The sequence below is a fragment of the Pseudomonas sp. FSO-7 genome, from assembly GCF_059579345.1.
This window is the reverse complement of sequence record NZ_CM184193.1, coordinates 2,880,346-2,894,539: the sequence shown is the minus strand read 5'-3', so window position 1 is coordinate 2,894,539 and position 14,194 is coordinate 2,880,346. Positions and strand designations below refer to the sequence as shown.

Genomic DNA, 14,194 nt, shown 5'->3' with positions numbered 1-14,194 from the left:
AAAGAGGAGCAACACATGGGTTTTCTCGCCGGTAAGCGCGTACTGATCGTCGGTGTCGCCAGCAAGCTGTCCATCGCATCCGGCATCGCCGCCGCCATGCATCGCGAGGGCGCTGAGCTTGCCTTCACTTATCAGAACGACAAACTCAAGGGTCGTGTCGAAGAGTTCGCACAAGGCTGGGGCTCGAGCCCTGAGCTGTGCTTCCCGTGCGACGTGGCCAGCGATGAAGAAATCGCCAAGGTTTTCGAAGAACTGAGCAAGAAGTGGGACGGCCTGGACTGCATCGTGCACTCCGTGGGCTTCGCCCCGGGCGACCAACTGGATGGCGACTTCACCGAAGCCACTACCCGTGAAGGTTTCCGCATTGCCCACGACATCAGCGCCTACAGCTTCGTGGCCCTGGCCAAGGCCGGTCGCGAAATGATGAAAGGCCGCAACGGCAGCCTGCTGACCCTGTCGTACCTGGGCGCCGAGCGCACCATGCCGAACTACAACGTCATGGGCATGGCCAAGGCGTCCCTGGAAGCCGGCGTACGTTACCTGGCCGGTTCCCTGGGCCCGGACGGCACCCGCGTCAACTGCGTCTCGGCAGGCCCGATCCGCACCCTCGCCGCTTCCGGCATCAAGAACTTCCGCAAGATGCTGGCCGCCAACGAAGCGCAAACCCCGCTGCGTCGCAATGTCACCATCGAAGAAGTCGGCAATGCCGGCGCCTTCCTGTGCTCGGACCTGGCCTCGGGCATCAGCGGTGAAATCATGTACGTGGACGGCGGTTTCAACACCACCGCCATGGGCAACATCGAAGAGTAATCTTCACGCCGTTGCAAAAAAGCCGCTTGCCCTGGAAAGGCCAAGCGGCTTTTTTATGCCCACAAATCCCTTTGTGGGCGCGAATGCGGTTCACTTAAGAAAAACAATGGACTTGTGGCGACGGCCTTGAGTGAACCGCATTCCCTGTGGGAGCGAGCTTGCTCGCGATGGCGGTGGGTCGGTTGGCATTGATGTTTGATGTGCCGCCGTCATCGCGAGCAAGCTCGCTCCCACATTGGATCGGCGGGTTGGCCTGTGCTAGCTGCGAAGCGCCTGTTTCTGCACATACATCGCCGCATCGGCGTCAGCCAGCAGGTTGTCGATTGACCGATGGCGCTGGGCATCGTACTCGATCTGGCCGACGCTGAACCGAATGTCATAGCCACGCTGCAACATCGCATTGCGCTCATCGAGGATTTCCTTGAGGCGCGCCATGATCGTCGTTGTCTCGACATGGGAAGAGCCGGTGAGCAGCGCCACGAACTCATCACCGCCCAGGCGACCGATCACATCACTTTCGCGAAAGGCGATACGCAGCACGTCGGCGAAGGTTTTCAGCGCGCTGTCACCCTCGGCATGCCCATGACGATCGTTGATCGGCTTGAAGTCGTTGAGGTCGAAGAACAGCAGCGTCGCCGGTCGCGACAAGCGATCACACACATTCAACGCATGCTGGGCCAACGTCCTGAAGCCGCGCCGATTGGACAACAGCGTCAGCTCGTCCATGCTCGCCATCTGCACCGCGACCATTTCCTGCTCGGCCATGCGCGCCAAGTCGCGCAGCAGTTCGCGCTCTTCGTCATTGAGCTGGCGCGGCTTGGTGTCGAGCAGGCACAACGTGCCAAGCTTGCTACCGTCCTCCAGCCCCAATGGATGCCCGGCGTAGAAGCGAATGCCAGGCTTGTCCGTGACCAGCGGGTTGTCGTGGAAGCGCTCGTCCTGTTTCGCGTCGCAGATCTCCAGGATCTGATCCTGCAAAATCGCATGCCCACAAAAGGAAACGTCCCGCGGGGTTTCGCTGGCGTCCAGGCCGGCGCTGGACTTGAACCACTGCCGGTTGGCGTCCACCAGGGACACCAGGGCAATGGGCACGTCAAACAGACGCCGGGCAAGGCAGGTCAGGCGGTCGAACCGCTCTTCGGGTGCGGTATCGAGCAGCTTGAGCGAGTGCAGATTCTTGAGGCGAACGGCTTCGTTGTCCGGTTTACCTGGCGCAAGCATCGGGAACTCCATGAGAGGGACTTCATGAAGTCTAGTCCAGGACCACGGTCCTTGGAGCCGAACGGCTAAATCCAATGGGCATTTGCCGGCCAGGGCTAATACACTGCCACTCAGGTTCAAGACGAGGACGCCGACCGATGAAGCATGCCAACCCTGACGCCGCCCCCCGCTTCTGGCGCGACGCGGCCCTGCCCTTCATCGAAGCCCGGGCCATCGACGATGGGCGCAAGGTCTGCTATTCGCGCCACTCCCATGACCACTTCTCCATCGGCGCGATCACCGCCGGGCGCAGTACCTACATTCACGAACGCTCGAGTTTCCAGGTGGAAAGCGGCACGGTGGTGCTGATGAACCCCGGCGACGTCCACGCCTGCAACCCGATCGACGATCAGCCGTGGTCCTACGTGATGTTGTACGTCGACACCCAGTGGCTCAGGGATCTGCAGCGCCGTATCGGCTTTGACGAAAACCTGGAGTTCCAGGGTTTCGCCACCACTCACAGCCGCGACGTGGAGCTGTTTGCCGCGCTGGGAAGGTTGTATGGGCAATTGGTGGACGAGCACCTCGACACGGCCCGCAAGCACACCGCCGCCGAGGCGTTTTTCATTGACCTGCAACAACGGCTCAACCCTGCCGGTCGTCCGGACCGGGGCAGTCATCCGGGCCTGATGCGTGCGGCACAGTTTATCCACGATCATTGCAGCGAAGCCTTGAAACTCGAAGACATCTGCGCCGCCGCACAACTGTCGCCGTCCTACCTGAGCCGAGCCTTCAAGCGCCATTACGGAATGACGCCCCACGCCTTCCTGGTCAACCGCCGGATCCAGTTTGCCCGGCGCCAGTTGCGCGAAGGCAAGCTGATTGCCGATGTAGCGCTGGACAGCGGGTTTGCCGACCAGGCGCATTTTCAGCGCGCCTTCAAGCAACACTTGGCGGCTACGCCCGGCCAATATCGCGGCTGATACCGCATGGATCGGGGGCTCGGGGCCCTCTGTGGCGAGGGAGCTTGCTCCCGCTGGGCTACGCAGTAGCCCTCGATTCTGGGCGACTGCTGCGCAGTCGAGCGGGAGCAAGCTCCCTCGCCACAACAGCATTCCCGCCTCTAAAGCGCGGACTGCAGCCAAAACAGCGCTTTCTTCTCAGATGCAAGGTTGCCGCCCACTTCAGCTCAAGGCACCAACAGATACACCGCACTGGCCACCAACAACACCGCCATCGCCCGGTTGAACAGGCGCAGGGTCGCCGGATTGCCCAGCCATGTACGCAGGAAGCTGCCGGCATAGGCCCAGCAACCCACCGAGGCGTAGCAGATCACCAAGTAAATCGCCGCAAATTGCCACACCAGTCGCGCCTCGCCATCGGCCACGAATGCCCCCATCCCCGCCACGCAGGCCAGCCAGGCCTTGGGGTTGAGCCATTGCATCAGCGCGCCATGGAACATCGAGGGCGCCCGTCCGGCGTCTTCGCCATCCAGATGACCGTTGTCCATCGCCAGTTTCCAGGCCATGAACAACAGAAACGCCACGCCGCCCAGTTGCACCACTCGGGTCATCCCCGGCCAGCGCTGCAACACTTCATGCAAGCCCAACCCCATCAGCACCAGCAACAGGACGAACCCGAGGGTGGCGCCGGCAACATGGCGCAATGTGGCCCGAAACCCGTACCGCGCCCCGGAACTGAGGGCGACGATATTGACCGGCCCCGGTGTAATGGAGGCCACCAAGGCAAAGGCCGCCATGGAAAATATCAAGCTCATCACATACCTTCTTCATTCAAGGAAAGAGGCCCCAAGGTAAAGGGGCCGCCTCTGCGGGTATTGAAGAAAACTGCCTTGCCTGTTGAGCGTCCAAGCTCAATTTTTTACGCAAATTTTACGCAGTACCTCATTTCCCCTATCGATACTGTGCAGCTCATTGAATCAGGCGTTATTCATGTCCATTGCGGTTCTGCGTCTCATCGGCTTCATACTCGGCATTTTCCTGATTACCCTGGCGATCAGCATGGCGATTCCGCTGTTCACGCTGATGCTCTACGAGCGCAACGATGATTTGTCGGCGTTTCTTTGGTCGAGCCTGATTACCTTCGTCTGCGGTATCGCACTGGACGCCCGAGGACGACCGGACCATGTTCAGATGCGCCCCAGGGAGATGTACCTGCTGACCACCGCCAGTTGGGTGTTCGTGTGCGCCTTCGCCGCCTTGCCGATGGTGTTCATCCAGCACATCAGCTATACCGATGCGTTTTTCGAGACCATGTCGGGCATCACGACCACGGGCTCGACCATCCTGACCGGGCTGGATACCGCGTCTCCCGGCCTGTTGATCTGGCGCTCGATGTTGCATTGGCTCGGCGGCATCGGCTTTATCGGCATGGCCGTGGCAATCCTGCCGCTGCTTCGGGTCGGCGGCATGCGCCTGTTCCAGACCGAATCATCGGACTGGTCGGAGAAAGTCACGCCGCGCTCTCACGTCGCGGCCAACTACATCCTGTGGATCTACGTCACATTGACCGCCTTCGCGACCTTGGCGCTGTGGCTGGCCGGCATGACCCCCTTCGAGGCCATCAATCATGCGATGTCCCTGATTTCCACCGGCGGCTTCTCAACCTCCGATGCGTCCCTGGCGCACTGGCCTCAACCGGCCGTTCATTGGGTATCCGTCGTTGTCATGATGGCGGGATCGCTGCCCTTTACGCTGTATGTAGCGACGTTGCGGGGAAACAGGCGCGCATTGCTCAAGGATCAGCAAGTTCGGGGCTTCATCGGATTTCTGGTGATTACCTGGCTCGTGGTCGGCACCTGGTTGAGCCTGAACAGCGACCACGGGTGGTGGGACGCGGTTCGCATCGTGGCGGTCAACGTCACCTCTGTCGTTACCACTACTGGCGTGGCGTTGGGCGATTACACGTTGTGGGGCAGCTTCGCGCTGTTGCTGTTCTTCTACTTGACGTTCGTGGGTGGCTGTTCGGGATCCACGGCCGGAGGGTTGAAAATCTTTCGCTTTCAAGTCGCCGGGGCGCTGCTGATGGGCAGTTTGAAACAACTGATCCACCCCCGGGCGGTGATCCGAAAAAAATACAACAACCACCCCATCGATGAAGAAATCGTCCGCTCGCTGCTGACATTTTCGTTTTTCTTCACCATCACGATTGGCGCCATCGCCCTGGGTCTGGCGCTGATCGGTCTGGACTGGACAACCGCCCTGACCGGCGCGGCCACCGCCGTGTGCAACGTGGGACCGGGGCTCGGTACTATCATCGGCCCGGCCGGCAACTTTTCGACCTTGCCGGACGCGGCCAAATGGCTGCTGACCATTGGCATGCTGCTGGGTCGGCTGGAAATCCTGACCGTGCTGGTGTTGTTCACGCCGGTGTTCTGGAGGTATTGAACACTTCGGGTAAGACAAAACAGACAAACAAAAAAGCCGCGACGCCATGAACAGGCGTCGCGGCTTTTTTTCAAGCGATCAGCGGTCGTTCTTGATCGAAGAGCTGGTCGCGTTGGTCAATCCCTTGGTGTTGTGGGTGCCTGGCGTCGCAGTGGAAATCGCCGACGCCTTGGTCAGGCCGCGCGTATCACGGTCCTTGGCGATGGTCGACGTCAGCGAGGCCTTGCTGGCGCGATCGGTACGGGTGGCGCCGGTGTGCTTGCCGCTCAAGCCATGATCGCGGGTACGGGTGCCGGCGTGGTCGCTGGCCAATCCTTTGCCTAGGCCGCGGGAGTCGCCGGACTTGTCGTGGCCCTGGCCACCGCCAATTCCACCACCGTGACCGCCACCATTGCCACCGCCATTGCCACCGCCGTTTCCTCCACCGTTTCCGCCACCGCCGCCATTGCCACCGCCTGCGGCATAGCTCGAACCGATAGGCGACAGGTCGGCAGGCAGTAACGCCGAGGCACCTAACGCCAGGGCACAGACAGCAACGGCAATGAGAGATTTCCTATGTGTGGACATGATGTCTCCGAAAGACAAAAACAGCGGGTGAACCTTTAAGACTCAAAGGTTCAATTTTTGTTCATGAGCATCCGACCGAGCGTACGGAAAATTCACTGTCGATTTTTCGGTGGAGTCGTCCAGGGCACGGTTCTATGCTCTGCCCCATGAACCGACAAGACTCGTTGCTCCCGCCCCACGCCGAGATGGTCCGCGCCATGCTCGAACGAGACACCGCCTACGAGGGGGTGTTCTTCACTGCGGTCAAGACTACCGGCATTTTCTGTCGCCCCAGTTGCACCGCGCGCAAGCCGAAACCGGAGAACGTGGAGTTCTACGCCCACGCCGACGAAGCCATGTCGGCCGGCTACCGCGCCTGCCTGCGCTGCAAGCCGCTGGACGCCGCGGCCATTGCGCCGGACTGGATCCAGGCGCTGCTCAAAGCGGTGGACGCCGAACCCGACCTGCGCTGGACCGACGCCCTGCTGCTGGAGCAAGGCATCGAACCGCTGAAATTGCGCCGCTGGTTCAAGCAACATTTCGGCATGACCTTTCACGCCTACCTGCGCACCCGTCGCCTGGGCATCGCCCTGGGCGGCATCAAGGAGGGCACGTCCATCGACAATGCCGCGTTCGATTCCGGTTATGAATCGTTGAGCGGCTTTCGGGACGCCTTCGTCAAATCCTTCCACATCACGCCGGGTCGCGCCGCCCTCAGCGAACCCTTGCTGTTCACTCGCCTGACCACGCCATTGGGGCCGATGCTGGCCATGGCCGAACGACGGGGTCTGGTGCTGCTGGAATTCCTCGACCGCCCGGCCCTGACCAAGGAGCTGGAAGAACTGCAGCAACGTTACGGCTACACGGTCGCACCGGGGCACAACGCCCACCTGCAACAGATCGAAACCGAACTGGCCGACTATTTCGCCGGCAAGCTCACCACGTTCAACGTCCCGCTGCACATGCCCGGCAACGCCTTTGCCGTGCGGGTCTGGGCGCAGTTGCAAAAGATTCCCTACGGCGAAACCCGCAGCTACGGCGGCATCGCCACAGCCCTGGGCAGCCCCGGTGCCAGCCGCGCCGTGGGCCTGGCCAACGGGCAGAATCGCCTGGCCATCGTCATTCCCTGCCACCGGGTGATCGGTGCGGATGGCTCGTTGACCGGTTATGGTGGCGGCCAGCCGCGCAAGGCGTTTCTATTGCGGCTGGAAAAAGCCGCGGTGCAGGTTTCACTGCCCCTGGCGTTTTGAGTGCCCCGGAGAATGAACACCTGATGCCTGTGCCCTACCACGACGCCAGTGCCTTCCTGGCCAATCTCGACGAAGACTGGCGACAGCATGTCGAGACGATCGGCCCTTGCCTGCTGCAACCCAAGCCGGCCCGCGATCCCTATGAGGCCCTGGTCCGGGCGATCGCCTACCAGCAACTGCACGCCAAGGCAGGCGATGCGATTCTGGGTCGGCTGCTGGCGTTGTTCCCGGCGCAGACATTCCCCACACCCGTACAGATCCTGGCGACAGACGTTGCTCAATTGCGCGGTTGTGGATTTTCCGCCAGCAAGATCGCGACCATCCAGGGCATCGCCCAAGCGGCATTGGACGGGGTGGTGCCGGATTACACCACGGCGCGGGCGATGGAGGACGAAGCGTTGATCGAACGCTTGGTCAGCCTGCGCGGCGTCGGGCGCTGGACCGTGGAAATGCTACTGATCTACAGCCTGGAGCGGCCCGACATCCTGCCGGCCGATGACTTTGGGGTACGCGAGGGTTATCGCCGGCTCAAAGGGTTGGCGCAACAGCCCAGCCGCAAACAGATGGTCGAGATCGGCCTGGCCTGGAGCCCTTATCGGACGGTGGCGGCGTGGTATTTGTGGCGAGTGCCCAACCTCAAGACCGCGTAATCGTTCATCGCGAGCAAGCTCGCTCCCACACTGATCGGGAGTGGACAGAAGATCTATGACCGACACAGATCCCCTGTGGGAGCGAGCTTGCTCGCGATGGCGTCCGCCCATCCGTCATACCTTCAACGGCCCAGAACATCGGGCCGCCCAGGCTGTCCAGAGTCATTAGAGTCCCTAATCGGAGGTTCCCATGCAGCTCGAAGGATCCTGCCACTGCGGCGCCGTGTCGTTCAGCCTGGCCTGTGCCCATCCCTACCCTTATCAACGCTGCTACTGCTCGATCTGTCGCAAGACCCAGGGCGGCGGCGGTTATGCGATCAACCTGGGAGGCGATGCCCGAAGCCTGAAAGTGCGCGGTCGCAAGCACATCTCGATCTACCATGCGCGGCTCAAGGAAAAGGGCGATAAACGCGCCCACCGCAGCAGTGCCGAACGGCATTTCTGTTCCCTGTGCGGTTCAGGGCTGTGGCTGTTCAGCCCCGAATGGCCGGAACTGGTTCACCCGTTTGCCTCAGCCATCGACACACCACTGCCGGTACCGCCGGAGCACACCCACTTGATGCTCGGTTCCAAGGCGCCGTGGGTGGAGGTCGAGGCGCGTCCGGGGGACCAGCAGTTCGAGGTCTACCCCGAAGAGTCGATTGCCCAGTGGCATGAGCGCCTGGGGCTGACCGTTTGAGAGGTAGCGCTGCATAGAGCCTCATCGCGAGCAAGCTCGCTCCCACAGTTGATCTTCAGTGTCCACAAATTGTATCCACACAGAAAATCCCCTGTGGGAGCGAGCTTGCTCGCGATGGCGTCAGGACAAACTCCCCTATGCCGCAGGCACACCACTGTGGAACCGAAACTCCACATCCGGCGATTCGATCAATTCCCGCTCGGCCTCACGGACCTTGCCGATCACCTGGGCAATGTCCTTGGCGTCACCGTACTGGTAGGCCAGTTTCAGGTAGCCCTGGAAATGCCGGGCTTCGCTTTTCAGCAAGCCGAAATAGAACTTGCCCAGTTCCTCGTCCAGGTGCGGCACCAAGGCCTCGAAACGCTCGCAACTGCGGGCTTCGATGAAGGCGCCGACCACCAGGGTGTCCACCAGTTTGACCGGCTCGTGGCTGCGCACCACCTTGCGCAGTCCCGAGGCATAACGCCCGGCGGAGAGCTGGCGCAAGCCGATCTTGCGTTTTTTCATCAAGCGCATGACCTGCTCGTGATGCACCAGCTCTTCCCGGGCCAGGCGCGACATCAGGTTGATCAGGTCGACGTGGGAATGGTATTTGGCGATCAAGCTCAGGGCGGTGCTGGCCGCCTTGAATTCGCAGTTCTTGTGGTCGATCAGCAACGTTTCCTGGTCGCCCAGCGCGGCCTGGACCCAGGCATCGGGGGTGCGGCAACCAAGGAATTCGTGAATTTCGGGAAGAGTCATGGGGCTCACGGGCAAAGGTAGTCGAGCGAAGGGCGCCGATTATACCGGCCTGCCTCCAGACCACCAGCCGCCGCCGTTGATATGCATCAAGTCGACCACTCACCCACAACAACTAGACTGCCTCATAACAACTATAGTTGAGCAACACCAGCCTTTTCATTGCAGGAGAACGCCGATCATGCAAGCCATTCGCAGCATCCTGGTGGTCATTGAGCCCGAACATTCGGAAAGCCTGGCGCTCAAGCGCGCCAAACTGATCGCCGGTGTGACCCAGGCCCACCTGCATCTGTTGGTGTGCGACAAAAAGCACGACCATGCCGGCCTGCTCGGCGTGCTCAAGACCGCACTGCTGGCCGACGGCTACAGCGTCACCACCGAGCAAGCCTGGAACGAAAGTCTCCACGACACCATCATCGACGTGCAGCAGGCTGAAGGTTGCGGGCTGGTGATCAAACAGCACTTTCCCGACAGCCCGCTGAAAAAGGCCCTGCTGACCCCGGCGGACTGGAAACTGCTACGCCATTGCCCCACCCCGGTGCTGCTGGTGAAAACCGCCGGTTCCTGGAAAGACAAGGTGATCCTGGCCGCCATCGACGTTGGCAATGCCGACGGCGAGCATCGCCACCTGCATTCCACCATCATCGACCATGGCTATGACATCGCCCTCCTCGCCAAGGCGCACCTGCATGTGATCAGCGCCCATCCCTCGCCAATGCTCTCGTCCGCCGACCCGACGTTCCAGCTCAAGGAAACCATCGAGGCCCGGTATCGCGAACAATGCCGGGCGTTCCAGGCCGAGTTCGACATCGACGACCAGCACCTGCACATCGAAGAAGGCCCGGCGGACGTCCTGATTCCGTACATGGCGCGCAAGCTGCAGGCGGCGGTGACCGTGATCGGTACCGTGGCCCGCTCAGGGTTGTCCGGGGTGCTGATCGGCAACACCGCCGAGGCCGTGCTCGATACGCTGGAAAGCGATGTGCTGGTGCTCAAGCCCCAGGAGGTCGAGGATCATCTGGTGGAGTTGGCGGTCAAGGAATAAACAGAGGCTGGCAATAACGCTCTTGTGGCGAGGGAGCTTGCTCCCGCTGGGTTGCGAAGCGACCCTCGCTCTTGATCTTGAAAATGTCCAGCCCTGAAAAATCCAGGCGTCTGCTGCGCAGCCGAGCGGGAGCAAGCTCCCTCGCCACAAAAAGCTCTCTGGCACAGAAGCCCCTTTGCACACAGGGTGGGGGTCAGCCGCCGATCGCATCCTTCAGGAACCCCGGCGCGATGTAGCGCTGGTAATGGGCTTCGGACAGGAGGAAAAACTCCCGATCAATGGCATCGCGCAGGTCCGGCAGGTCCCAATCGCGGAACTCCGGCATCAACACCATGCCGTAGGCTTCCAGGTTGTTGATCACCCGTGCGCCCCGGGCGATCAATTGGTAGGCCCAGCAGTATTCCGACTGGTGCGGCACAAAACGGATCTTGCGCGATTCCAGTTGCTGGCGCAGCAACCCGGGGTCGAAAACCTCCAACTTGGCCACCATCACCTGCACCAACAGTTGTTCGAGGCGCATCCACACCGCGCGTTTTTCCTCCTCGTTGTAGCCGTTCCAGTGAATCACTTCATGGTGGAACCGCTTGCAGCCACGGCACACCAGGTCACCATAGACAGTGGAGCAAAGGCCGACGCAGGGGGTCTTGATGAGCTGGTTGGGCATAAGGAAAAGCACACGCAAAAGCAGAACAGGCTGGCATGTTAGCCCTTTGTCTAAGATTGATCACCCCTCAAACTTGAGCGCCCAACTTACCTTTAATTTTTTTTTCCCGTAGAATCAGCCAGCCTTTTAAGGCGCCAATGTCCGTTAGAAGCTGTTTTCAAAGCGTCACGAGCACAGTCGTTCCTTCAGAGCGGTGTTGGCGAAGGGTCTTTCCAGCGGGGAAAGCCCGACGCCAACCCTCATCAGCTCCCGTTCTGCAGGCGTAAAACTTTGAAAGCAGCTTCTGTGAGGAACCCCGGAAACTCTGGCGTAGTGGCTCAAAAAGCCTGCGACGCGCATGAGTACCGTGGTTTCTGGATGAGCGTCCCGGACACCCATTTGGGACCACTGATGAGGGTAATAACTGTGCTTGAAGCCTACCGCAAACATATCGAAGAGCGTGCAGCCCTGGGTATCGTTCCCCAGCCGCTTAACGCCGAACAAACCGCAGGCCTGATCGAGCTGCTGAAAAATCCTCCGGCTGGCGAAGAAGCTTTCCTCGTTGACCTGATCACCAATCGCGTTCCGCCTGGAGTCGACGAAGCCGCCTACGTCAAGGCCGGTTTCCTGTCCGCCCTGGCCAAGGGCCAGGCCCAATCCCCTCTGCTGGACAAGAAGCGTGCCGTCGAACTGCTCGGCACCATGCAGGGCGGCTACAACATCGTGACCCTGGTGGAACTGCTGGACGACGCCGAGCTGGCGCCAGTCGCCGCCGAAGAACTCAAGCACACCCTGCTGATGTTCGATGCCTTCCACGACGTGGCTGAAAAAGCCAAGAACGGCAACGTTCACGCCAAGGCCGTGCTGCAATCCTGGGCTGACGGCGAGTGGTTCAAGAAGCGCCCGGTGCTGGCCGACAAGATCAGCCTGCGCGTGTTCAAGGTCACCGGCGAAACCAACACCGACGACCTGTCCCCTGCCCCGGACGCCTGGTCCCGCCCGGACATCCCGCTGCACGCCCTGGCCATGCTGAAAATGGCCCGTGACGGCATCGTTCCGGACGAGCAAGGCAAGACCGGCCCGATGAAGCAGATCGAAGAGATGCGCGGCCAGGGCTTCCCGATCGCCTACGTCGGCGACGTGGTCGGTACCGGTTCCTCGCGTAAATCGGCGACCAACTCGGTGCTGTGGTTCTTCGGCGACGATATCCCTTACGTGCCGAACAAGCGCGCTGGCGGTTTCTGCTTCGGCAGCAAAATCGCTCCGATCTTCTACAACACCATGGAAGATGCCGGCGCACTGCCTATCGAGTTCGACGTTTCGAACATGAACATGGGCGACGTGATCGACCTGTACCCGCATGCCGGCAAAGTCTGCAAGCACGGTACCGACGAAGTCATCACCACCTTCGAAATGAAGACCCCGGTGCTGTTGGACGAAGTCCGTGCCGGCGGCCGTATTCCGCTGATCATTGGCCGTGGCCTGACCGAGAAGGCCCGTGCCGAGCTGGGTCTGCCACCGTTCGATCTGTTCAAGAAGCCTGAAGCGCCCGCTGCAAGCACCAAGGGTTTCACCCTGGCGCAGAAAATGGTCGGCAAGGCTTGCGGTCTGGCGGAAGGCCAAGGCGTGCGCCCTGGTACCTACTGCGAACCGAAAATGACCACCGTGGGTTCCCAGGACACCACCGGTCCCATGACCCGTGACGAACTGAAAGACCTGGCATGCCTGGGCTTCTCGGCTGACCTGGTGATGCAGTCCTTCTGCCACACCGCGGCCTATCCAAAGCCGATCGACGTGACCACCCACCACACCCTGCCTGACTTCATCATGACCCGCGGCGGCGTTTCCCTGCGTCCGGGCGACGGCATCATCCACTCGTGGCTGAACCGCATGCTGCTGCCAGACACCGTGGGTACCGGTGGTGACTCGCACACCCGTTTCCCGATGGGCATCTCGTTCCCGGCCGGTTCCGGCCTGGTCGCGTTCGCCGCTGCCACCGGCGTCATGCCGCTGGACATGCCGGAATCGATCCTGGTGCGCTTCAAAGGCAAAATGAAACCTGGCATCACCCTGCGTGACCTGGTTCATGCCATTCCGTACTTCGCCATCCAGAACGGTCTGCTGACCGTCGAGAAGAAAGGCAAGAAAAACGCCTTCTCCGGCCGCATCCTGGAAATCGAAGGCCTGGAAGGCTTGACCCTGGAGCAGGCTTTCGAACTGTCCGACGCCTCGGCCGAACGTTCGGCTGCCGGTTGCACCATCAAGCTGTCGAAAGAGTCGATCACCGAGTACCTGCAATCGAACATCACCCTGCTGCGCTGGATGATCGGCGAAGGCTATGGTGATGCACGTACCCTGGAACGTCGCGCTCAAGCGATGGAAGCCTGGATCGCCAACCCGCAACTGATGGAAGCCGATGCCGACGCCGAATACGCCGAAGTCATCGAAATCGATCTGGCCGACATCAGCGAGCCTGTGCTCTGCGCGCCGAACGATCCGGACGACGCCCGTCTGCTGTCCAGCGTTGCTGGCGAGAAGATCGACGAAGTGTTCATCGGTTCGTGCATGACCAACATCGGTCACTTCCGCGCCGCCGGTAAACTGCTGGAGCAGGTCAAGGGTCAGCTGCCAACCCGTCTGTGGCTGTCGCCGCCGACCAAGATGGACGCTCACCAGCTCACCGAAGAAGGCTACTACGGCATCTACGGCAAGGCCGGTGCACGGATGGAAATGCCAGGCTGCTCGCTGTGCATGGGTAACCAGGCACGCGTCGAGCCGAACTCCACCGTGGTGTCCACCTCGACCCGTAACTTCCCGAACCGTCTGGGTGACGGCGCGAACGTCTACCTGGCTTCGGCCGAACTGGCGTCCGTAGCCTCCATCCTGGGTCGCCTGCCGACCGTCGAGGAGTACATGGAATACGCCGGCAAGATCGACAGCATGGCAGCGGACGTGTACCGCTACCTGAGCTTCGACCAGATCGCCGAGTTCCGTGAAGCGGCTGCAAACGCCAACATCCCGGTCGTTCAAGCCTAAAGCTTAAAACGCCCGACTGAAAACGCCGCCCTTCTTGCGAGGGGCGGCGTTTTTTTATGCCTTTTTATTTCTATGCCCGGCGAGCCATCGCTATCGTGAGCAGGCTCGCTCCCACAAAAGCGGCGGTTTTTCGAGGGAGGGAAAGTGCCTTTTTGTTGGGGACATATCCGTTGCTGCGGTAACGGCTGCT

General features: G+C 61.0%; 13 protein-coding genes. 8 read left to right on the top strand and 5 right to left on the bottom strand.

The features are described from left to right. Nucleotides 1-15: 15 nt before the first annotated feature. Entirely contained in the window at nt 16-810 is a 795-nt protein-coding gene (gene fabI / locus AC515T_RS12705) for an enoyl-ACP reductase FabI (RefSeq protein ID WP_003202751.1), read from the top strand. A 258-nt stretch (nt 811-1,068) separates the two neighbouring features. On the opposite strand, the gene AC515T_RS12700 is transcribed toward fabI, so the two are convergent. Further along, a complete protein-coding gene (locus tag AC515T_RS12700) occupies nt 1,069-2,031 on the bottom strand; it encodes a sensor domain-containing diguanylate cyclase (RefSeq protein WP_496532761.1) in 963 nt (320 codons plus the stop codon). 137 nt (nt 2,032-2,168) lie between these two features. Here AC515T_RS12700 and AC515T_RS12695 point away from each other — a divergent pair, with 137 nt between their 5' ends. After that, a complete protein-coding gene (locus AC515T_RS12695) occupies nt 2,169-2,993 on the top strand; it encodes a helix-turn-helix transcriptional regulator (RefSeq protein WP_496532760.1) in 825 nt (274 codons plus the stop codon). Nucleotides 2,994-3,199: 206 nt separating this feature from the next. Here the strand turns inward: AC515T_RS12695 and AC515T_RS12690 are convergent, their stop codons facing one another. Then, entirely contained in the window at nt 3,200-3,787 is a 588-nt protein-coding gene (locus AC515T_RS12690) for a LysE family translocator (protein ID WP_496532759.1), read from the bottom strand. 175 nt (nt 3,788-3,962) lie between these two features. Between AC515T_RS12690 and AC515T_RS12685 the strand changes: the two genes are divergently transcribed. Beyond that, nucleotides 3,963-5,417, top strand: coding sequence for a TrkH family potassium uptake protein (locus AC515T_RS12685; RefSeq protein ID WP_496532758.1), 1,455 nt, complete (start codon nt 3,963-3,965; stop codon nt 5,415-5,417). 78 nt (nt 5,418-5,495) lie between these two features. Here the strand turns inward: AC515T_RS12685 and AC515T_RS12680 are convergent, their stop codons facing one another. Continuing rightward, nucleotides 5,496-5,984 (bottom strand): hypothetical protein, encoded by a 489-nt coding sequence (locus AC515T_RS12680; RefSeq protein WP_496532757.1) that lies wholly within the window; start codon nt 5,982-5,984, stop codon nt 5,496-5,498. A gap of 146 nt (nt 5,985-6,130) precedes the next feature. On the opposite strand from AC515T_RS12680, the gene AC515T_RS12675 reads away from it, so the two are divergent. From AC515T_RS12675 to AC515T_RS12665, 3 genes are all read left to right on the top strand, one after another. Beyond that, nucleotides 6,131-7,213, top strand: a complete 1,083-nt coding sequence (locus AC515T_RS12675) for a bifunctional transcriptional activator/DNA repair enzyme AdaA (protein ID WP_496532756.1) — start codon at nt 6,131-6,133, stop codon at nt 7,211-7,213. A gap of 23 nt (nt 7,214-7,236) precedes the next feature. Beyond that, complete coding sequence (locus tag AC515T_RS12670; RefSeq protein WP_496532755.1) at nt 7,237-7,863, top strand: DNA-3-methyladenine glycosylase family protein; 627 nt, start codon at nt 7,237-7,239, stop codon at nt 7,861-7,863. Between the two features lie 190 nt (nt 7,864-8,053). Continuing rightward, nucleotides 8,054-8,542 (top strand): GFA family protein, encoded by a 489-nt coding sequence (locus AC515T_RS12665; RefSeq protein ID WP_496532754.1) that lies wholly within the window; start codon nt 8,054-8,056, stop codon nt 8,540-8,542. Nucleotides 8,543-8,677: 135 nt separating this feature from the next. Here the strand turns inward: AC515T_RS12665 and AC515T_RS12660 are convergent, their stop codons facing one another. After that, nucleotides 8,678-9,283: a MiaE family protein gene (locus AC515T_RS12660; protein WP_496532753.1), complete on the bottom strand. Its 606-nt coding sequence runs from the start codon at nt 9,281-9,283 to the stop codon at nt 8,678-8,680. A gap of 178 nt (nt 9,284-9,461) precedes the next feature. On the opposite strand from AC515T_RS12660, the gene AC515T_RS12655 reads away from it, so the two are divergent. After that, nucleotides 9,462-10,325 (top strand): universal stress protein, encoded by an 864-nt coding sequence (locus tag AC515T_RS12655; protein WP_496532752.1) that lies wholly within the window; start codon nt 9,462-9,464, stop codon nt 10,323-10,325. Between the two features lie 193 nt (nt 10,326-10,518). Here AC515T_RS12655 and AC515T_RS12650 read toward each other — a convergent pair whose 3' ends face one another. Further along, on the bottom strand, nt 10,519-10,989 hold the full coding sequence (locus AC515T_RS12650) for a DUF1289 domain-containing protein (RefSeq protein WP_496532751.1): 471 nt from the start codon (nt 10,987-10,989) through the stop codon (nt 10,519-10,521). 405 nt (nt 10,990-11,394) lie between these two features. Between AC515T_RS12650 and acnB the strand changes: the two genes are divergently transcribed. Next, nucleotides 11,395-14,004 carry a bifunctional aconitate hydratase 2/2-methylisocitrate dehydratase gene (gene acnB / locus AC515T_RS12645; RefSeq protein WP_496533127.1) on the top strand — a complete coding sequence of 870 codons (2,610 nt, stop codon included), beginning with the start codon at nt 11,395-11,397 and terminating at the stop codon, nt 14,002-14,004. Nucleotides 14,005-14,194 lie beyond the last annotated feature (190 nt).